This is a genomic window from Nocardia pseudovaccinii, from assembly GCF_050942345.1.
GTDB lineage: Bacteria > Actinomycetota > Actinomycetes > Mycobacteriales > Mycobacteriaceae > Nocardia > Nocardia pseudovaccinii.
On record NZ_CP192074.1, the window covers coordinates 4170654 to 4189899 of the forward strand.

Annotated in this window: 15 protein-coding genes and 1 pseudogene; 6 read left to right on the forward strand and 10 right to left on the reverse strand. The window is 64.7% G+C overall.

The annotated features are described in order from the left end of the window. Positions 1 to 25 precede the first annotated feature (25 nt). Complete coding sequence (locus tag ACQPZ2_RS18830) at positions 26 to 691, reverse strand: RNA polymerase sigma factor (RefSeq protein WP_433526725.1); 666 nt, start codon at positions 689 to 691, stop codon at positions 26 to 28. A gap of 106 nt (positions 692 to 797) precedes the next feature. On the opposite strand from ACQPZ2_RS18830, the gene ACQPZ2_RS18835 reads away from it, so the two are divergent. Then, complete coding sequence (locus ACQPZ2_RS18835; RefSeq protein WP_433526726.1) at positions 798 to 1313, forward strand: hypothetical protein; 516 nt, start codon at positions 798 to 800, stop codon at positions 1311 to 1313. Positions 1314 to 1434: 121 nt separating this feature from the next. Here ACQPZ2_RS18835 and def read toward each other — a convergent pair whose 3' ends face one another. Beyond that, positions 1435 to 2058 (reverse strand): peptide deformylase, encoded by a 624-nt coding sequence (def, locus tag ACQPZ2_RS18840; protein WP_433526727.1) that lies wholly within the window; start codon positions 2056 to 2058, stop codon positions 1435 to 1437. A 166-nt stretch (positions 2059 to 2224) separates the two neighbouring features. On the opposite strand from def, the gene car reads away from it, so the two are divergent. Continuing rightward, positions 2225 to 5704 carry a carboxylic acid reductase gene (car, locus tag ACQPZ2_RS18845; protein ID WP_433526728.1) on the forward strand — a complete coding sequence of 1160 codons (3480 nt, stop codon included), beginning with the start codon at positions 2225 to 2227 and terminating at the stop codon, positions 5702 to 5704. Here the strand turns inward: car and ACQPZ2_RS18850 are convergent, their stop codons facing one another. From ACQPZ2_RS18850 to ACQPZ2_RS18860, 3 genes are read right to left on the reverse strand one after another with little or no spacing between them, the layout of a single operon-like run. After that, complete coding sequence (locus tag ACQPZ2_RS18850) at positions 5705 to 6328, reverse strand: TetR/AcrR family transcriptional regulator (protein ID WP_433526729.1); 624 nt, start codon at positions 6326 to 6328, stop codon at positions 5705 to 5707. A 12-nt stretch (positions 6329 to 6340) separates the two neighbouring features. Beyond that, complete coding sequence (locus ACQPZ2_RS18855; protein ID WP_433526730.1) at positions 6341 to 7228, reverse strand: SDR family oxidoreductase; 888 nt, start codon at positions 7226 to 7228, stop codon at positions 6341 to 6343. Continuing rightward, complete coding sequence (locus ACQPZ2_RS18860; RefSeq protein WP_433526731.1) at positions 7225 to 8700, reverse strand: flavin-containing monooxygenase; 1476 nt, start codon at positions 8698 to 8700, stop codon at positions 7225 to 7227. Before ACQPZ2_RS18860 ends, ACQPZ2_RS18855 begins: the two co-directional genes overlap by 4 nt. A gap of 184 nt (positions 8701 to 8884) precedes the next feature. On the opposite strand from ACQPZ2_RS18860, the gene ACQPZ2_RS18865 reads away from it, so the two are divergent. Beyond that, on the forward strand, positions 8885 to 10351 hold the full coding sequence (locus ACQPZ2_RS18865) for a bifunctional phosphatase PAP2/diacylglycerol kinase family protein (protein ID WP_433526732.1): 1467 nt from the start codon (positions 8885 to 8887) through the stop codon (positions 10349 to 10351). Positions 10352 to 10359: 8 nt separating this feature from the next. Here the strand turns inward: ACQPZ2_RS18865 and ACQPZ2_RS18870 are convergent. Then, positions 10360 to 11600 (reverse strand): annotated as a pseudogene (locus ACQPZ2_RS18870) (aminotransferase class I/II-fold pyridoxal phosphate-dependent enzyme). 120 nt (positions 11601 to 11720) lie between these two features. Between ACQPZ2_RS18870 and ACQPZ2_RS18875 the strand changes: the two are divergent. Next, positions 11721 to 12275 carry a hemerythrin domain-containing protein gene (locus tag ACQPZ2_RS18875; RefSeq protein WP_433526733.1) on the forward strand — a complete coding sequence of 185 codons (555 nt, stop codon included), beginning with the start codon at positions 11721 to 11723 and terminating at the stop codon, positions 12273 to 12275. A 174-nt stretch (positions 12276 to 12449) separates the two neighbouring features. On the opposite strand, the gene ACQPZ2_RS18880 is transcribed toward ACQPZ2_RS18875, so the two are convergent. Then, positions 12450 to 14000 (reverse strand): alpha/beta fold hydrolase, encoded by a 1551-nt coding sequence (locus tag ACQPZ2_RS18880; RefSeq protein WP_433527465.1) that lies wholly within the window; start codon positions 13998 to 14000, stop codon positions 12450 to 12452. A 309-nt stretch (positions 14001 to 14309) separates the two neighbouring features. Further along, positions 14310 to 14513, reverse strand: coding sequence for a hypothetical protein (locus tag ACQPZ2_RS18885; protein ID WP_433526734.1), 204 nt, complete (start codon positions 14511 to 14513; stop codon positions 14310 to 14312). Between the two features lie 279 nt (positions 14514 to 14792). Here ACQPZ2_RS18885 and ACQPZ2_RS18890 point away from each other — a divergent pair, with 279 nt between their 5' ends. Together ACQPZ2_RS18890 and ACQPZ2_RS18895 are read left to right on the forward strand one after the other, a co-directional pair. Next, a complete protein-coding gene (locus ACQPZ2_RS18890; protein ID WP_433526735.1) occupies positions 14793 to 16142 on the forward strand; it encodes an MFS transporter in 1350 nt (449 codons plus the stop codon). Positions 16143 to 16569: 427 nt separating this feature from the next. Then, positions 16570 to 17523, forward strand: a complete 954-nt coding sequence (locus ACQPZ2_RS18895) for a hypothetical protein (protein ID WP_433526736.1) — start codon at positions 16570 to 16572, stop codon at positions 17521 to 17523. On the opposite strand, the gene ACQPZ2_RS18900 is transcribed toward ACQPZ2_RS18895, so the two are convergent. Together ACQPZ2_RS18900 and ACQPZ2_RS18905 are read right to left on the reverse strand one after the other, a co-directional pair. Beyond that, positions 17520 to 18179, reverse strand: a complete 660-nt coding sequence (locus ACQPZ2_RS18900) for a TetR/AcrR family transcriptional regulator (protein WP_433526737.1) — start codon at positions 18177 to 18179, stop codon at positions 17520 to 17522. The two genes, ACQPZ2_RS18895 and ACQPZ2_RS18900, sit on opposite strands and share 4 nt — an antisense overlap. 270 nt (positions 18180 to 18449) lie before the next feature. Next, on the reverse strand, positions 18450 to 19130 hold the full coding sequence (locus ACQPZ2_RS18905) for a TetR/AcrR family transcriptional regulator (protein ID WP_433526738.1): 681 nt from the start codon (positions 19128 to 19130) through the stop codon (positions 18450 to 18452). Between the last annotated feature and the right edge of the window lie 116 nt (positions 19131 to 19246).

Below are 19246 nucleotides of genomic sequence, written 5' to 3' on the forward strand. Positions count from 1 at the left end.
CGCGAGCGTTGAATTCGCTTGTGTATCAAGCTGCTTCGATGTTCGCCCGGAGCCGTTTGAGCGCCGCGTGCACGTAGGCCTTCACGGTCCCGTCTCCCACGCCCATGATCGCGGCTGTTTCGGCATAGGTGTTTCCCTCGAAGGCGCGCACGACTACTGCTTGGCGCTCGCGCGCGGGGACAGTGTTCAACGCGGCGATCAGTGTGTGTCGCAACGCGATCACATCGTCGAAGGCGAGTCCGGCACTGTCTGCCAGCTGGGCGATCCGGGTTTCGCCGTCGGGATCGATACGGTCGCGTTCGTTCGCGGCTCGTCGCCACGTGTCGCGGGTCAGATTCTTTGCGGCGGTCCAGATGTAGCGGCGCAATTCCTCGGTGTCGGAGATATCGGGACGCGCGGCGTAGACGCGCATGAACGCGGTCTGGACGATATCTTCCGCGTCGGTGCGGCTCCCGACCTGTTTTGTCACCGAAGCCAACAGCATGTCCTTGGTCGACTCGTATGCCTCGATGAGCAGTTCATCGAACGGCCGCGCCGAATCAGCGCCGCCCCGCCCGATCCGAATGACCGACGTCTGGGGAGCGCTCGCGAGAAATGACAGCGGTTCTCGCACACAGTCCTGCAGCACCGCGCCCAGCAGCGCGATGAGCGCAACGTCACGAACCCAGTCGCCATCGTCTGTGGTGCTCATCTGAACCGCCCTTCCGTGTCCTACTCGACTACAACAGAAATGTGCACGAAAAGGTTGGGTTCGAAGTCGGCACAACCTTTTGCCCCCTCCCGGGGTTGAGGGGGGTATGAAACCTGATTCGGCAGCACCTCAACAGCTTTCCGGCAATCCGCCCCGGGGCTTCACTGCTCTCACGTCAGGTGTGTTGGCCTGCCTCGGTGCCGCATCACATCTGTTCGGAGTCATTCTCGCGGTCTTGGTGATCGGATCGACTCCAGCCGATGCCGACATCGACGGCGAGTGGCCAACTTGGTTCAAGCCGACGATCGCCCTCATCGGTCTCTTCGGGCTTGCTGTCGGAGTCCTGCTGGCCGTGGGCGCGGTCCAGCTGTTCCGCAGAAGGCCCCAGGGCAGGTCGCTTGTGCTGGCAGCGTGCATCACCAACATTTCGGTCGGCTGGATCATGCTCGCGTATATGGCAATTGCCGGTTTCGGCGATGACAGCACGGTCCGATTGAAAGTCGGTCCTTCGGTACTGGCCACGCTTGTCGTCCAGACACCAGCGATTATCACGCTCATCCTCGTCGCGGTTCCAGCGACCAAGCTTTGGCTCGATTATCGTCCCGCACAGCCTCGAGCATAGGGCGAACGATGCTTCCAGCGGCCGTGGCTCGACGACACCGACGCCGCACAAGGTTGCGACGCCCTGGTGCGCGAATTGCACGTCGCGCTCGACGAAATGAGCTCGTCGAGGAGGCGCGAGCTCAGGGCAAGTCGAAGCCCATGGCCTCGGCCGCGGACGAAGGGGTTGGTTGGGGCCAACGGTCGATCAGGTTCTGGGCGGAGGTCAGGGAGCGGGTGATGGCGCGATCGATGTAGAGGGTGCCGTCGAGGTGGTCGGTTTCGTGCTGGACGATGCGGGCGGGCCAGCCGGAGACTTCCTCGTCCAGCTCACGTCCGCGTTCGTCCTGGCCGCGCAGGCGCACGCGGGTGTGGCGCGCGACGACGGCCTGCCAGCCCGGAACGCTCAGGCAGCCCTCGAAGAATGCCGCGTGGGCGTCGCCGATGGGTTCGTAGGTCGGGTTGACCAGAACTCGGAACGGTAGCGGCACCCGCTCGCGAACCGCGCGCACCTCGTCGGTCACTTCGGCCGGATCCTCCAGCACTGCCAGCCGCAGCGGTATCCCGACCTGCGGGGCGGCCAGTCCGACACCCGGCGCGGCATGCATCGTCTCCTGCATAGCCCGCGCCAAGCGGTCCAATTGAGCCTGCGTCAGCTGTCCGTCGTAGCGCGCGGCGGGCGTGCGCAGCACCGGATCGCCCGCGCTGACAATGGAGAGTGGACCACCGAGCAGCGTCTCGACGAGCTCGGGAAGCGGGATCGTCATGGTTTCAGCATCGCAAAGCGCCGCGCGGCGCAATGATATGGCCAGGCCCGTTGTCGAATATGGACCGCCCTGGAATATTTAGCCAGGCTAACGTGTTACTGGATACAGGCGTCTTCAATCTGAACAGAACAACCGACGGTCGACATGCGATCGAAGGAGGCTGGCCATGATTATTGATACGCGGATGGAACAGGTCATGAATCGCATCGCCGACCTGTACGCCACCTATCCGGACATTCGCAACGCGCGACCGAAACCGGAGACTTTCGCCGCGATCCGAGAACCCGGAATGCGGCCATCACAGATCGTGGCGACGGTCGCGGCGGCCTATGCCGATCGCCCCGCGCTCGGGCACCGGGTCCTCGAACCCACCGCGGACGAGTCCGGGCGGCGCACGCTGCGACCGCTGCCTGAATTCGCCACCATCACTTACGGCGAGTTGTGGGCGCGCGTCGGCGCGATCGCCGCAGCCTGGCATCACCATCCCGACAACCCCGTCAAAGCGGGCGACTTCATCGCGACACTCGGCTTCACCAGCGGCGACTACACCACGCTCGATCTGGCCTGTCTGTATCTCGGCGCGGTCGCCGTGCCGCTGCAGGCAGGTGCGGCACCGAAGCAAGTGTCGGCGATCATTGCCGAGACCGAACCAAGCATCCTCGCCGCGACCCCCGAAAACCTCACTACCGCAGTGGAATGCGTGCTCGCGGGCCCGGCACCGGAACGCCTCGTGGTCTTCGATTACCACCCCGAGGACGATGACCAGCGCGACGCATTCGAATCCGCCCGCGACCGCCTGGCGAACACTCCGATAGTGGTGGAATCGCTGGAGTCGGTACTCGAACGCGGCCGTACCCTGCCGCCCTCGCCGCTGTTCGTACCCGACGACGACGCTCTGGAGCTGCTGATCTACACCTCCGGCAGCACCGGAACCCCCAAGGGCGCGATGTACACCAGCCGGTTGGTAACCGCGATGTGGTTGGCCCAGCCGGAGGTCGGGGGAATCGGTCTGAACTATATGCCGATGAGCCATATGGCCGGACGCATGTCGCTCTACGGTGTGCTGGCCCGCGGCGGCACCGCGTATTTCACGGCCAAGAGCGATATATCGACGCTTTTCGAGGATATCGGCCTCGTCCGGCCGACCGAGATGTTCTTCGTGCCACGTGTGTGCGATATGGTCTTCCAGCGCTATCAGAGCGAAATGGAACGTCGCGCCGAACCGGGCATCGATCGTGCTGAACTCGACCGCTCGGTGAAAACCGAACTGCGCGAGGACTTCCTGGGTGGCCGATTCCTATCACCCATCGTCGGCAGTGCGCCACTGGCCGCCGAGATGAAGACATTCATGGAATCGGTCATCGATATGGACCTGCACGATGGCTACGGTTCGACCGAGGCGGGCGGCGCCATCATGGTCGACAATGTGATCCACCGTCCACCTGTGCTCGACTACAAGCTGGTGGACGTGCCGGAGCTGGGATATTTCGGTACCGACCAGCCGCATCCGCGCGGTGAGCTGCTGCTGAAGACCAGCACCATGATTCCCGGGTACTACAAGCGTCCCGAGGTCACCGCGGAAATCTTCGACACGGACGGGTTCTACCGGACCGGTGACGTCGTGGCCGAACTCGGACCAGATGAACTCGTCTACCTCGACCGTCGCAATAATGTGCTGAAGCTTTCCCAAGGCGAATTCGTCGCGGTCGCACACTTGGAAGCCGTATATGCCAGCAGCCCGCTGCTCGAGCAGATCTTCGTATACGGCAGCAGTGAGCGCGCCTACCTCCTCGCGGTGATCGTCCCGACCGACGAGACGCTTCGCAGCGCCGATCCAAAAGCGGCACTGAGTGATTCGCTGCAGCGCATCGCCAACGAGGCCGATCTCCAGTCGTACGAGATCCCGCGCGATTTCCTCATCGAAACCGAACGTTTCACCACCGAAAACGGTCTGCTCTCCGGTATCGGCAAGTTGTTGCGTCCCAAGCTGATCGAACGCTACGGCGAGCGGCTGCAGCAGCTGTACACCGAGCTGGCCGAAGGGCAGGCGAACGAACTGCTCGCACTGCGTCGCGAAGCCGCCGACCTGCCGGTTCTGGAAACCGTGAGCCGAGCCGCACAGGCATTGCTCGGTTGTGCGACAACCGATCTGCGACCGGATGCGCATTTCACCGATCTCGGCGGCGATTCTCTCTCCGCGCTGTCATTTTCGAATCTGCTCCGCGACATCTTCGCCGTCGATGTGCCGGTGGGCGTTATCGTCAGCCCGGCCAACGGATTGCGCGAGTTGGCGGAGTACATCGATTCGGCACAGGGGGCCGGCGCGATCCGGCCCACCTTCGCCGCGGTCCATACCCACAGCGGCGTCGCGCGTGCCGATGAACTGACACTGGACAAGTTCATCGACGCGCAAACACTGTCCGCCGCGACGGCTCTCCCGCATACGACCGAGACACAGACGGTGCTGCTGACCGGTGCCAACGGCTACCTCGGCCGCTTCCTGTGCCTGGAATGGCTCGAGCGACTCGAGAAGACGGACGGCACGCTCGTCTGCATCATCCGCGGCAAAGACGCCGCGGCAGCGCGGAAACGGCTCGACGATGCCTTCGACAGCGGTGATCCGGACCTGCTGCGGCACTACCGCGAGCTGGCGGCCCGCCGCATCGAAGTGCTGCCCGGTGATATCGGCGAGCCGAATCTCGGCCTGGACGATGCGACCTGGCATCGGCTGGCCGACACCGTCGATCTGATCGTGCATCCCGCCGCGCTGGTCAACCATGTCCTGCCCTACGACCAGCTGTTCGGCCCCAATGTCGTCGGTACCGCGGAACTCATCCGCCTGGCAATCACCACGCGGATCAAGCCCGTCACGTATTTGTCCACTGTGGCCGTTGCCGCCCAGATTCAGCCATCGTCCTTCGAGGAGGACGGTGACATCCGCGAAATCAGCCCCACGCGTGCCATCGACGACAGTTACGCCAACGGCTACGGCAACAGCAAATGGGCGGGGGAGGTCCTGCTGCGGGAGGCGCACGACCTGTGCGGACTTCCGGTCGCCGTCTTCCGATCCGATATGATCCTGGCGCACAGTCGATACGCTGGCCAGCTCAACGTTCCGGATATGTTCACCCGGCTGCTGCTCAGTCTGGTGGCCACTGGCATCGCCCCGTATTCGTTCTACGAGACCGATGACGACGGCAAGCGTCAACGTGCCCACTACGACGGTCTACCCGTCGATTTCACCGCCGAGGCGATCACCGCCGTCGGCGTCGCGGCGCGCACAGATTTCCACAGCTTCGATGTCCTGAATCCTCATGACGACGGCATCTCCCTCGACGAATTCGTCGACTGGCTCATCGAATCCGGCCACCCGATCCGGCGGATCGACGACTATCAGGAATGGTTGCGCCGATTCGAGACCGCGCTGCGCGGGCTTCCCGAGAAACAGCGCCAGGCCTCGCTGCTACCGCTGCTGCACGCCTACAGCCGACCCGGTCGGCCGATCCGTGGCGCCGTCATCCCGGCAAAGGGTTTCACCGCTGCCGTGCAAGCCGCGAAAATCGGTGTCGAGCACGACATTCCGCATCTGACCCGCGCGCTCATCGACAAGTACGTCAGCGATCTGCGGTTGCGTGGACTGCTGTAGTCAGGTGAGCTCGAGAACGGTGATGGTGAGTTGAGTGGCGTAGTCGACCACCGCGTCGCGATTTGCCTCGACATCGCCGTCGAGCCAATCGAGGAACAGTGCGACGAGTGCGCCGGATATCGCACTGACCGGCAGCGGAATCCGGCCCGGTGCGGCGGTGAAGCGCGCGGCCTGCATCGGTGCCAGTTGCGCGGCGACGAGCGTGACGAAGGCGGGGAGTGCGTCGGCGCCGCGTGCCCGCAGGGTGTCATCGGCGAGGGTTTCGCGGAACATGATCCGGCCGCGGCGCGGATCGTCCGCGAAATACTGTGCCGCCGCGTCGAAAGCCGCACGGGTACGGGCGGTCTCGTCGTCGGGTGCGTCGGCCAGCCGCGTGGTGACGGCGTCGATGAGCCCGTGTGCGGTCTGGTCGTAGATCTCGATGAGCAGGGCTTCGCGATCGGCGAAGTTCTCGTAGAAGTAGCGCAGGCTCAGGCCCGCTGCACGGCACACCGCCCGCATGGTGGTCGCCGCCGCGCCCTCTCCGCCGAGCAGCGCGTAGCCGGCGCGCACGAGTTGTTCGCGTCGCTCGGCGGCGCGGCTGGCCATGGTGCTGCCGCGCCAGGTGGTGGCTGACGAAGTCACGGTTGGATCATGTCATGCGCGGTTGGACTCGCTGCGCGGGCGTTGTTCCAGCTTGCGGAGCAGGACCCGCAGCTGTTCGTCGGTGCTGAGGTACCGGTCCATCAGCACATTGACGGCGCCGCGCAGCAGGGCATAGGGCTCCCAGACGCGGGGGGCGATGATGCGCGGGGCGCGATGGGCGATGCCGTCGGCGACGGCCAGCGCGGCCTGAGCGGCGCTGATGCGCTGGTTGAGCGGCCAGGGCAGCATGGCATCGGCCGCGCGGCCGAATTCGTCGTCGTCGAGCGTGTGGTGGGTCATGGCGGTGTCGACGATGCCGAAATAGGCGACTCCGGCGGTGGCGCCGGATGCGGCGAGTTCGACCCGCAACGCGCGGCCGAGCTGTTCGACCCCGGCCTTGCTGATCATGTAGGGGGAGCCGCCCATACCGGGCGCGAACGCCGCGCAGGAGGAGACCACGACGACGTGGCCGCCGGTGGCGACGATATCGTCGAGGGTCGGTCGAACAGTGTTGAAGACACCGGTCAGATTGACTCCGATGACCCGATCGAAATCTGCGGGGTCCATCGTGCGCAGGGTGGCGGGTGTCGGGGTGATACCGGCATTGGCGACCACGAGATCGATCCGGCCGAAGCGGTCACGGACCGTCGCCGTGGCGGCGACCATGCTGTCGCGGTCGGCGACATCGGCGCGCAGTGGAACCGCGCGTGACCCCAATCGGGACGCGGCGGTGCGTACCTTGTCCTCGTCGAGATCGAGCATGACGACCCGCGCGCGGCGGCGGTGCAGGATTTGCGCCAGTTCCGCACCGATGCCGCGTCCGGCGCCGGTGATCACCACCACCTTGTCGGCCACATCGAAGGTGTCATTGGTCGGCAGCAGCCGCAGCAGGTTCATCATGCCTCGATCAGGTAGGCGTCGGAATCGAATCGCATGGTGCGCTTGGCGTATTCGAAGCTCCAATTCGGATACAGCCCGGCATTGTGATGACCGTCGGCGGTCTGATAGTAGCTGCGACAGCCACCGGTGACCCATACCGTGTCGCGGCTGCGCCGCTCCATCTCCTCGACGAAGTCCCGCTGCACCTGCGGTCGTACCTCGATACGGCGAAGTCCGTTGTCGCGCATATGCTTTACCGCGTCCACGAGATAGCGGATCTGCGCCTCGATCATGAAGATCGCCGACTGGTTCCCGGCCGCGCCGAACGGGCCGAGGGTGGTGAAGAAGTTCGGAAATCCGGTGACGGTGGTGCCCAGATAGCTGCGCGGGCGTTCGCGATACAGCTGTGCGAGTGTGCGTCCCCCGGTGTCGTGGATGGCCTCGAATATCCGTGGTGGCACACCGAAACCGGTGCCCCAGATGATCGTGTCGACCTCGTGTTCGGTGCCGTCCACGGTGACGATCGATCGCGGCCGGACCTCGGCGATCCCGGCGGTCTCCACCTCGACATTGGGCTTGGACAGCGCGGGATAGTAGGCGTCGGAGAAGATCGCGCGTTTGCAGCCGATCATGTAGTCGGGCGTCAGCTTTCGGCGCAGTCGCGGATCGGGAACCTGGCGGCGCAGCTGCAATCGGCCCAGTGCCTCGAATGGATGACGGAACCGCTTGTCCACGAACCCGACCAGCCCGAATCCCTCGATGCCCGTGAAGTACGCGGCGCGGATCGTCTTGCCCAGCAACGGCATCCGACGCAAGAGTGTGCGCTCGACCGTGCTGGTCGCCCAATCCATGCGCGGGACGATCCACGGCGCGGAACGCTGGAAAACCGTGAGCCGTCGCACCATGGGCTGGATCTCCGGAATGAACTGCACCGCGGACGCACCGGTGCCGATCACCGCAACCCGCTCACCGGTCAGATCGTGGTCGTGATCCCAGTGCAGGGAATGGAACTGAGTGCCGGTGAAATTCGCGATACCGGGGAGGCGGGGGATCTGTGCCTCGCTGAATGGACCGATCGCCGAAACAAGCACGTCGGCGGTCAATGACCCCTGCCCGGTACGGATGCACCACTGTCCGCCGGCTTCGTCCCACGCGGCGTGGAGCACCTCGGTGCCGTACCGAATATGTTGCGGCACATCGTATTTGTTCGCCACCCCGCGCAAGTAGTCGAGGATCTCCGGCTGGGTGCCGTAGCGGCGGGACCAATTCGGGTTCGGGGCGAAGGAATACGAATACAGCATCGAAGGCACGTCGCACGCACAGCCGGGGTAGGTGTTGGCGCTCCAGGTGCCACCGAGGTCAGAGCCGCGCTCGAGGATGACGAAGTCGCGGAAACCGGCCTCGCGCAGCTTCACCGCCAATCCGATACCCGCGAACCCGGCACCTATTACAACGATCGGTACATGGTCGGGTCGCGTCGTCGGCTGATCCATCTGCACTCCTCCGAACGAGTCCCGCACCCATTGGAATCATCTGATTCCAATGGAATCACATGATTCCTTTATGGTTGGCTTGTGTCAAGGGCTGATCGGTGTTATCGCAGTTCAACGGGCTGAAGCGAGGGTTGCGGCCTGAACTGCCGTGGCTGACCGCGCCTGGCCGGATAGCCTTGTGGGCATGCGCAAGCAGTCACCGAAGCTCTCACGTCACGTGGACGCGTGGCTGGTGGCGCGCAGTGCGCGGGTGCGGCCGACCCCTGCCGATCGGTTCCTGCGGACATTGAGCATGAGCGCCGACCACAGTCGCCTGTGGCTGGTCGTGGCGGCGCTGATATCGATGGGCGGCCGAGCATCGCGACGGGCGGCCGTGCGCGGGCTCCTCTCGGTCGCGCTGGCCAGTTCGGTGGCAAACGGCATTGCGAAGCCGCTGTTCCCACGCCGCCGACCGCCGGACGAGTCGGTGCCCTTCGTGCGACGGCTGGTGACACCGCCGGTGTCCTCCTCATTCCCCTCCGGCCACTCCGCCTCCGCAGCGGCCTTCGCAACCGGTGTCGCCCTCGAATCTCCGGCCGCCGCGGTCGTCGTCGCGCCGATAGCGGCGGCCGTCGGCTATTCACGCGTGCACATCGGCGTGCATTGGCCCTCCGATGTGATCGCGGGCGCGGCACTCGGCAGTGCGATTGCCCTCGGTACCCGGCGTTGGTGGGCGCAGCGCGACGATGAGCCCGCCGAGCTGGGTCCGCGTGAACGAATCACCGCTATGCACAACGGATTCGGGCTGCTGCTCGTCATCAATACGGATTCGGGCAGCGGCGGCTCGGAGCAACTGCAGTTACTACACGAAAACCTGCCAGCCGCTGAAGTTTTGGCGGTAACCGAAGACCTCACCGCCCAGCTCGACGAACGCGCCCGCCGCCACGATATCGCCGCACTCGGCGTATTCGGCGGCGACGGAACAGTTTCGGCCGTCGCGGCCGCGGCGGTCGAACATCGGCTGCCACTGGCGGTATTCGCCGGTGGCACCCTCAACCATTTCGCCCGCGACACCGGGGTCGAGCACCCCGAGCACACCCTGGCCGCACTGGAATCCGGCGACGCGGTCCGCACCGATACCGCCGAGGTGCGATCCGACGGACTCGCGCCGCGAACCTTCGTCAATACCGCAAGCCTGGGCGGCTATCCCGACTTCGTCCGCATCCGCGAACACTGGGAGCCGCGCCTGGGCAAATGGCCCGCCGCGGGAATAGCCATGGTGCGTGTGCTGTCTCGGGCCAAGCCGCTACCGACGACCATCGACGGCACCCGCACCGCCATCTGGATGCTGTTCGTCGGCAACGGCCACTACCGCCCCGCCCACCAGATCCCGATGTCGCGTCCGGCACTGCGTCACGGCACCCTCGATATCCGATATCTGCGCGCGGACCTGCCGTTTTCCCGAACCCGCCTGATCTGGGCCACCCTCACCGGCACTCTCGACCGCTCCGCGACCTACGTCAACCGCCGCGCCGACCGGCTGACCGTGCACGTCGAGGGTGACCCGGTCGCGCTGGCCACCGACGGCGAGGTCGAGCACCGCGGCAACGACTTCTCCTTCACCAGCCGCCCCGCGACGCTGACACTGTTCCGCCGACCGGAGCCGAGTTGATCGGCGCGTCAGTCCGCGACCACCCGGACCGTCCGCATCGAACTGTCGGCGGCATCCGGCACCATCATTCCGGCGCGAACCCCGGTGACCAGGTAGTCGATCACGGCCTCGTTCAGCCGCTCCCCGGGCGCCGCCACCGGTATGCCGGGCGGATACGGCGTGAGCTGCTCTGCGACAATCCGCCCGGCAGCGGACTTCATCTCGACCGTATCGACGGCGCCGAAGAACGCGTCGCGGGGGAGCATCGTGGTATCGAGTTCGAGGTCTTGCGGTTCGGGAAGTCGAATCGGTTCCGGCGCAGGGATTTCCGGGGCCGCCGTGCTGAGCGACAGCAGTGCATCGAGTAGCCGCCTGGTGGTCGACTCGTCATCGGCCATCGACGGTGTCGCCGTGATCCGGCGGTGATCGCTCAGTCCGACATCGATGCGCGCGTTCTCCCGAAGCCAGTCGGCGCACTGATAGCCGGACAGCCCGAGCTCGCCGACATCGATGAGGACCTGCATCCGGTCCAGGTCGTGCGAGGCCTCGGCGCCGAGCAATGCAGATGGAAGACCGAACCCTGCTCGAATCCGCTGCCCATCTTGTGCACACTGACCACACAGACATCCGCGCCCGCATCCATTGCCCACGTGGGCAATTCGTCGTGGAACGCGCCCCACGCCTCATCCACGATGAGCGGCTTACCGCGCTCATGGCACACCTCGGCGATACCCCGGATATCGGCGCACGTTCCGTACGGACTCGGGCCGACGATCAAGGCCCCCGACGCATCCGGAAAGCGCTCCCAGGTTTCGCGGATCTGCTCGGGCGACGGTGGATGGGACAGGTGCCGCGCGGCATCCCAGCGCGGGGAGATCCAGCGCGGCTGCACACCGGAGAAGATCAAACCGGCGACGATCGACTTGTGGCTGTCGCGCGCCACCAGCAGCCCCGGTGAACCTCCCGCGACGGCCATCATCGCCGCCTTGACCGACAGCGAACTACCGCAGGTCGAGAAGAAGGCGTAGTCGGCGCCGACCGCGTCGGCCATCAACTCCTCCGCACGCGCCAGGTAGCCACCGCTTGCCCGGCGGTCGTCGAGTCCGCTATTGCCGAGAACATCCGAACCGAATGTCTCGGCGCCGAGGATGCGCCGCACGCGTTCGTCCGCGCCGCGGCCCTGTCGGTGGCCGGGTGGGGTGAAACCATATCGGCCCAGCTCACGGTATTCGACCAGCGCATCGAGTAAAGGGGCTCCGGCATGGTCCACAGTGCCGACCTACCCAGGGGCGCAGGTAGCAAACGAACTCGGTGGCGAGTTTGCCCGTGGCGCGCTGGTCGGCCTTCGGAGGAAGATGTGTAGTACTCCGCCGCAGAAATGAGGTGCACGATGGGAAAGCTGGATCAGAATGTGATCGATCTGCTGACCGACCAGCACGAGCAGATCCGGCGCCTGCTCGAGAAGCTGAAATCGGGCCAGGACGATAAGCGGGAACTGTTCACCGAGCTGGTGCGCCTACTCGCGATACACGAAACCGCCGAGGAGGAGGTCGTGCATGCGGTGGCGCGGCGCGCGGCTTTCGGCGCCGATGACATCATCGGCCCCAGATTGGCCGAGGAAAACGCGGTGAAGCACGCACTGGCCGAACTGTACGACATGGGTGTCGACCACCCGGATTTCGATGCGAAGCTCGCGGTATTCGCCGATAAGGTCTCCGCACATGCCGCACACGAGGAGACCGAGGAATTCCCGTTCCTGCTCAAACAGTTCTCGGTCAACCAACTCGAACGCTGGGCCGGCATGGTGCGCGCCGCCGAGAGACTCGCCCCGACCCGCCCGCACCCTCATGCGGGCGAGACCGGCCTGGCCAACCTCGTGATGAGCCCACCGCTGGCCGTATTCGACCGAGCACGGGACGTCCTTCGCGACATGCGCTCGCACTGAAGCTATTACCGGCACCTGGATACCGCTAGCGGGGTCCAGGGTGATCGCTGTCTGACAGCATCGCGCCCTGCACGAAGATTTCTGATCACCCAGGCCGCCTACAGGCCGTGAGCGGCGGGAAACAGCCAAACGGCGAGCACCGATAAGGCAATTCGCCCCGCTCAGCGAAACGGTTCAGGTGGTGCCCGGCAGGGAGGCGGCGCGCGTCCGGTCTGCGGCTTCTGCATCCGCGTAGCAGGTGATGTCTGTATCCGGCATGGTCCCCACGCTGAAGTATGTGTTGATCGCGTTGTTCACGCAGTTGCTCAGTTCGGGCCGGAATGTCATGTGGATACGGACATCCTGCAACGTCACCATCCGTGACTCGGACATGTCCTGATGCAGTCGGACGCCGTGGGCATAAGGAGTTCGGGGATCTCCTGTCGCCTGCAAGATGAGCGCGGGCACCGAATTCCGGACGACAGTCGTAGGCTCGACCGGTCGAGGCCAGAAGGCGCACGGCTGGATGTTGTTCGCCAGCGCGCCGAACACCGGCTGCGTGGCGCGGGTCTCTTCGATGTTGCGCCAGTACCAGGTCGGATCAATCGGTGCCCCGACATCGCCGCAGGCGATCTGCGCCAGCACCGAGTTCTCGTTGTCGCGCAGCGCCTCCACGATGGCGCGAAGCCGGGGTGTTCGCGATGTAGTGGGCGGACCGCCCGCGGCGTCGGCGATCTCCCGCACGGTGGCGGCCATCGCTTCGTTCAGCCGGAAGTTCATCAGCAATCCGTGTAGGACGAACGGAAGCCAGTGATCGTCGATGGCAAACCCATCGATGACAATGGGTTGGCGTGCGGCGATTCGAACGAGCTCCTCGATCTTCGCTCGCACCTGCTGCGGAGTCGCACCGAGCCGGAACTCGTCATCCCGACCGGAAACCCAGTCGGCCCAGTCGTCCAGCGCGATCTCGTCTGCTGGACCCCAATCCTGAACCAAGCCCTCCCAATACCGGTCCGGGTCGATCGAGCTATCGAGCACGACGCGGTCACTCCTCTCGGGGAACATCTGCGTGAAAACGGCACCGAGGTAGGTGCCATAGGACACGCCGTAGAAGTTGACCTTCTCCTCACCCAGGGCGCCTCGCACAATGTCTATGTCACGCGCGGTGTTGCGAGTGGTGAACTGCCTCAGCTTGTTCGGATCACGAATCAGGCAGGTCGCGGCCATCCCCGCGGACTGAACGGTGTCGTGCACGAAACCCAGCGGATCCAGACCCGCCGACCGAATCATCTCACCTACCGGCCACCCACACCGCGGACTCCGACCGGATTCGCCGACCCCGCGCGGATCCATGCCGATCAGGTCGTAACTCGCCAAGACCTCCGGCGAGAGCACATCACCGAGCAGATCCAGACTGTCCAGCCCCTCCGCGCCGGGGCCGCCCGGATTGGCCAGCAGAATTCCCCGTCGCTGCACCGGATCGCCGGCCTTCACCCGCGAAATCGCCACGGTCATCGTTCGATCGTCGGGATTCTCGTAGTCGAGCGGCACCAGTACATCCGCGCACTCGCCACCGGCCTTGTCGACATTCTCGATGCCGCAAGGTTTCCACTCGAGCCGCTGGTGATAGAACCGGTCCAACGCTATCGGGTGCGCGTCGTCCACCGGGCCCGCCTGGCTGTACGCCGGCACAGCCATCAGCAGGGACACCGCCACTACGGACATCGAACGCCAGAACAGGTTCACCGACAACAGACTTCACCTCTCGACATGAGGGATCACGCAGGTTGGTGCGACGTGAACCGTAGCCGATACGGCTGTTCTGTCGTGGTAGCCCACACCCACCCAGGAAGAGTGGAGTATTTCGGCGCGCATCGAGTCCATCCAGCACGCGTCCAACCCGTAGCTCGATGGCGGTGATCATGGGTTTCGATGCTGTCGCATCCGACGCGTCGCCGATGAAGCGCCGTTGGGCTGAATGCGCGGAATCCAGGCTGCTCCTCGCCCAGAAGGCCGGTGTCGCAACGGATCTGCGTGTCGTCCTCGCGGTCGTACTCAGCGACGGTGCGACGAGGTGCCGACATGAAGGCCCGGCACCTCCCGGCCTACGATGGCGGCGAGGGTGGGGGAGTCGTAGTCCATCCGCTGTCCGAACCACACCGAGCCGATGCCCAGTTCGGCGACCATGCGGGCCTGCGTCACGATCTGGTCGACGTAGTTGCCCGAATTCGAGGCAGCGAGCGCAATTCCGAGAGTCATGCCTGGGCCAACCTGTGCGCGTGCGCGCCTGTTCCCGAGGGTGAGATGAAATCAGCTTGATCACAAGGGTTTTCGTTGTCCGGGAGCCGTGGGCCGATCCTCTGGGGAGGGGACGCGCCGATGCGGCAGCGGCGGCCGGGTGTGCTGTCGTTTCCAAAACTATTGAATCTGACGTCAACCTCAAGTAGCGTTCGCGAGCACTGATCGTGACTGGCATCACATCAGTGCACTGATCGTGACTGGCGTCACATCAGGTTCGTTCTCAACTTGGAGATAGGTATGACTCCGAACTCGGATTCCGGCAGCCCGGATCGAAAGAAATTGCGGCGACTCATGGGTGCTGCCCTGGTCGGCAGTTCGATCGAATGGTACGACTTTTTCATCTACGGAACGGCCGCTGCCCTGGTATTCGGCAAGCTGTTCTTTCCCAACTCATCACCGCTCATGGGCACGCTGCTGTCCTTCAGCACATTCTGGGCGGGCTTTATCGCCCGCCCGCTCGGCGGACTGGTGTTCGGGCACGTCGGCGACACCTTCGGCCGCAAGCCGGCACTGGTCTCATGCCTGATCCTCGTCGCGGCATCCACCTGTGCGATCGGCCTGCTGCCCACCGCCAACTCGATCGGGGTGGCCGCGCCGATTCTGCTCGTAGCCTTACGGTTCCTGCAGGGCATTGCCGTGGGCGGCCAGTGGGGTGGGGTCACCCTGCTGCTCACCGAAACCACCAGGCCCAACCGCAAGGGCCAGGCGGGTACCTTCGGTCAGATGGGCGTGCCCTTAGGCCTGATGATGGGCACGGGCGCATTTCTCCTGGTCAGCGAATTCGTCAAGGGTCGCGACTTCCTGAACTGGGGTTGGCGAATCCCCTTCCTGGTCAGCGCCGTGCTGTTCTTTGTGGTGCTGTTCATTCAACTGCGCATCGAAGACTCCCCTGAGTTCCGTCGGCTGCGAGCCCGTGCCGACGAGGCCTCGACCGCGGTCACGCAGGCCCCGATTGTCGAAGTGTTGAAGAAGCATTCGAAGCGGGTCGTACTCGGCGCCGGGCTGCTGTTCGGAAGCAACGCCATCTTCTACATCAGCGTCGCCGGTGTGCTCGATTACGGTGTCCGGAAACTCGGGCTGGAGCGCCACGACCTGTTGATGATCTCGCTGATCTCCTCCGCCATCAGCGTGCCCGTGATCTATTTCGCCGGCTCGCTGTCCGACCGCTACGGTCGCCGCCCATTGATGCTCGCCGGCGCAGCGATCATGGCGCTCTGGGCATTTCCCTTCTTCTGGCTGGTGGAGACAGGCTCGCTCGGTGCGATCCTGATCGCCACCGTGGTCGGCAGCGGCCTCGGCTCCGGGCTGGTGTATGGCCCGCTCGCCGCGTATCTCGCCGAACTGTTCGAGCCCCGAATCCGCTACTCGGGCATCACGCTGGCCTACCAGTTGGCGGCCATCCTGGTCAGTGGCGGCACCCCATTCCTCATGACCGCGCTGCTCGCGGCGACCGGATCGACCACGTCGGTCTCTGTCTTCGTCATGATCATGGCGCTGTGCACGCTCGGCAGCACCTGGGCACTGCCGGAGACGGTGGCGCGCAAGCAATCCGCGACGGCCGGCGAGAGTGCCTCCGTCGCCGTGTAGCCCTGACCGATCGAGGAGCGGCGATGCCTGATGACATCGCCGCTCCGAAGGTTGTGGTCAGGTGCCCTGGACGCTCAGGGTGTGATTGGCCGTCGCGCTGCCGCTGGGTGGCTTCTCGGGAGTCGCCGCCTGTCGTTCCGGAGATGCCAGGTGAGCGAATCATCAACTGCCAATAAGATTCCCGGAAACGCCACCGATGGGTCGTCACTCTGCTAGAAGTTGTAAACACTTGCGTTCCCTACTTATACGCGAGCGTACCCCACTTCGAATCCATGATCGGATCAGAGACTTCATGACGACGAACACCTCTGCTGCGGCGGCTAGCGCCGTCGCAATCACGGCCCTGATCGTTGGAACCGCAGTCGGATTCCCCGGAGCGGCCGATGCGGACAACGCACCTGGTGGAGATGCTCCAGCGGTGATAACTGTGGACACCACAGCAGACGGGATCGTGGCCGACCCCCGAAGCGGGTTGTGCCGCACGACCTCTGGCACGTGCACACTGCGCGCCGCGGTGCAGACGGCCAATGCACGTCCAGGCAGCACGATCGTGGTGCCGACCGGGCGATACGTGTTGACGATACCGCCCGATCCGCAGAAAGTGCAGGGACGCAACCCCGATGCGACCACGGGTGACCTGAACCTCACCGCGCCGACGGTGCTGCGTGGCGCCGGGCGCGACCGGACAGTGCTGGACGCCAACGGGATCGACAGAGTCCTCAGTGTTGCCGCGCCCGTAACAGTGGCGGGATTGACCGTGACCGGCGGAGTCACCGCCCAACACGAGATCCCGTTCTACGACACCGGAGGGGGCGGCATAGCCAATTCGTCGAATCTCGTACTCGACGACGTCATGGTTCGGGGTAACAATGCCGGGTACGGCGGTGGCATCTTCAACGTACCGGGGTCGGACTTGCAGACGAAAAATACGACTATCACCGGCAATACGTCCGGTGAGGCGGGCGGTGTGCGGTGTGACAACACCTGCACCTTCACGGACTCGACGATCTCCGACAACCGCGTGGTCAACCCCGGAGAGTGGTACCGCCCTGGTGGATTCGCCGGTCGCGGCGGCGGTGTGGATGTGCGTGGCCGGGGCGTGGTGACTTTCGACCGCGTCACAATCACCGGAAACACTGCCCCGGACGGTGGCAGCGGCGTCAATGTGGCGCCGGCCTACCTCGACACCCTCCCGAACCAGGTGACGGATCGGGTTGATGCCCCATTGGGCACCGTCGTCTTGCGGAACTCCACTATCATGGCGAACACCGCTTCGGCCAACTGCGCGAAGGTGTTCGCGAGGATTGTGTCCGAAGGTGGCAACACCAGCAACGATGCTTCCTGCGACCTCACCGGGGCAGGCGACAGAGTCGTGTCCTAGTCGGCAGGCACTGCCAGCCCGAGCAGCGCGCGGTGAATGTACATCACGCTGTCCTCGAGCTCGAGCAAATCACCTCCGGCACGGAGGGTTCGGCGCACGGCCTCGTTGGTCGCATCGGTCACCGCCAGATACGCGGAATCGGGGACCGATGGATCGACGGAGCCTGCCGCTGTACGCCACGATCGGATGAATCCGGCAAACCAGCGTTGGCATCGTTCGAACGACTCGATCGCGCGCGATCCGGCCACGGCGGTCTCCAGATAGAACGAGCGGGCGAACGATGGTTCCTCATGCAATAGGGTGAGATACTCCCGAATGCCGCGCCGGAGAGCTTCGAGCGGCTCCACCGGTTCGGACAATACCTGCGCAATTACCTGCTCGAGATGATCGATCATCAGATCGCGACCCGTCTCGGCCGCGGCGAGGAAGCATGCTTCCTTGTCCGGGAAGTGCTGATAGAATGTCCGCCGCGAAACCTTCGCTGTCGCAGCGATATCCGCGACTGTCGCGGTAAGGTAGCCGCGGTCCGCGACGACGACCGTCACCCCGTACAACAGCCGCTGACGCTGCGACCCCGTCACCAGATCACGAGCAAGACCGTGCGGCCCGTGCGGCAAGGTCGTCAGTGTCGGTTCCAGCAAGTTCCTACGTCCCATTCACACCTTCATATCAGGTGCGCCCACCGACTTCGTACCAACTCCGCCAGTCGATCGGCGCCGACACTTCCAAGCTCGCCGAGCCCACGCGTAGCCGCACCGATCGACTACAGCCTGAGGTGTCCGGACCTCGATCTCGGCCGATGTTGTCGCCTAGTGCCACGCGATGACCAGCCATGCCGTGGAATCATTGGACACATAACCGATTTCGGCTTCGGTCGCCATCGGGTTCATGGTGATGACGATGGCAACGACGAATTCCGGGACGACTCAGCCAGCGGCCTCGTCGATTTTCAGCGCATTGGCCCACAGGCGCGTAGCTGTTCGAACGAGATCGTCGAGCGAGGTCTGCTCTTCGAGGGCGAACGCGTAGTACGCCATCCGGCCGACCATGCCCGACAGCGCACGTGCCGCGGTGTGGGGATCGAGTTCCCGGTCGGCGAGGCCTCGTTCCTGTAAATCCCTGATGGACCGAGCGTTGCGGTCGGCGAACGCGCGGGCGCGGCGTCGGCGTATCTCGCGAAACTTCGGATCGATCGCGGCCACCTGATCGAGGATCAGCATCAATTTCGCGTTTCGCTTGTACGCCTCGAAGTAGGCACGGTTGCTCGCCTCGACTACCGCGACCGGAGATGATTCGTGGGCGCTCAGCCGCGGCATCCCCGGATGCATCATCTCGTGCTGCGACGCTTCGAGCACCGCCTGCAGGATCTCTTCTTTGCTCGAAAAATACGTATAGAAGCTACCGGTGGAGCATTTCGCCTCGGTCGAGATATCCGATAGCCGCGCATCGAGGTAGCCGTCGCGCTCGAACACGACTCGGGCCGCGGCCACCAGCGCTGCCCGCGTTCGTAAACCGCGGGCCGTAAGCGGAGGCTCCCGAAGGACAGAGGTATCGGCCAGTGCGGGGATCTCCGCGGATGCCGCTTCGTCGTCGGCGGTCCTGGCCATCAACCACCCTCCCTGTCTGCCGTGCATTCTCGCCAGTGATCGTCGCACACGCGTTGTCGGGCTGCACTCGGCGCCGCGGCGTGCGGTCACGGCGTCGGCCGTGAAAGCCAGGGCCC

What these genes read in the sequence shown, in the direction of transcription:
- ACQPZ2_RS18830 (WP_433526725.1), bottom strand. Translation starts at nt 691, where the DNA reads ATGAGCACCACAGACGATGGCGACTGGGTTCGTGACGTTGCGCTCATC.
- ACQPZ2_RS18835 (WP_433526726.1), top strand. Translation starts at nt 798, where the DNA reads ATGAAACCTGATTCGGCAGCACCTCAACAGCTTTCCGGCAATCCGCCC.
- def (WP_433526727.1), bottom strand. Translation starts at nt 2,058, where the DNA reads ATGACGATCCCGCTTCCCGAGCTCGTCGAGACGCTGCTCGGTGGTCCA.
- car (WP_433526728.1), top strand. Translation starts at nt 2,225, where the DNA reads ATGATTATTGATACGCGGATGGAACAGGTCATGAATCGCATCGCCGAC.
- ACQPZ2_RS18855 (WP_433526730.1), bottom strand. Translation starts at nt 7,228, where the DNA reads ATGATGAACCTGCTGCGGCTGCTGCCGACCAATGACACCTTCGATGTG.
- ACQPZ2_RS18860 (WP_433526731.1), bottom strand. Translation starts at nt 8,700, where the DNA reads ATGGATCAGCCGACGACGCGACCCGACCATGTACCGATCGTTGTAATA.
- ACQPZ2_RS18865 (WP_433526732.1), top strand. Translation starts at nt 8,885, where the DNA reads ATGCGCAAGCAGTCACCGAAGCTCTCACGTCACGTGGACGCGTGGCTG.
- ACQPZ2_RS18875 (WP_433526733.1), top strand. Translation starts at nt 11,721, where the DNA reads ATGGGAAAGCTGGATCAGAATGTGATCGATCTGCTGACCGACCAGCAC.
- ACQPZ2_RS18885 (WP_433526734.1), bottom strand. Translation starts at nt 14,513, where the DNA reads ATGACTCTCGGAATTGCGCTCGCTGCCTCGAATTCGGGCAACTACGTC.
- ACQPZ2_RS18890 (WP_433526735.1), top strand. Translation starts at nt 14,793, where the DNA reads ATGACTCCGAACTCGGATTCCGGCAGCCCGGATCGAAAGAAATTGCGG.
- ACQPZ2_RS18900 (WP_433526737.1), bottom strand. Translation starts at nt 18,179, where the DNA reads ATGGGACGTAGGAACTTGCTGGAACCGACACTGACGACCTTGCCGCAC.
- ACQPZ2_RS18905 (WP_433526738.1), bottom strand. Translation starts at nt 19,130, where the DNA reads ATGGCCAGGACCGCCGACGACGAAGCGGCATCCGCGGAGATCCCCGCA.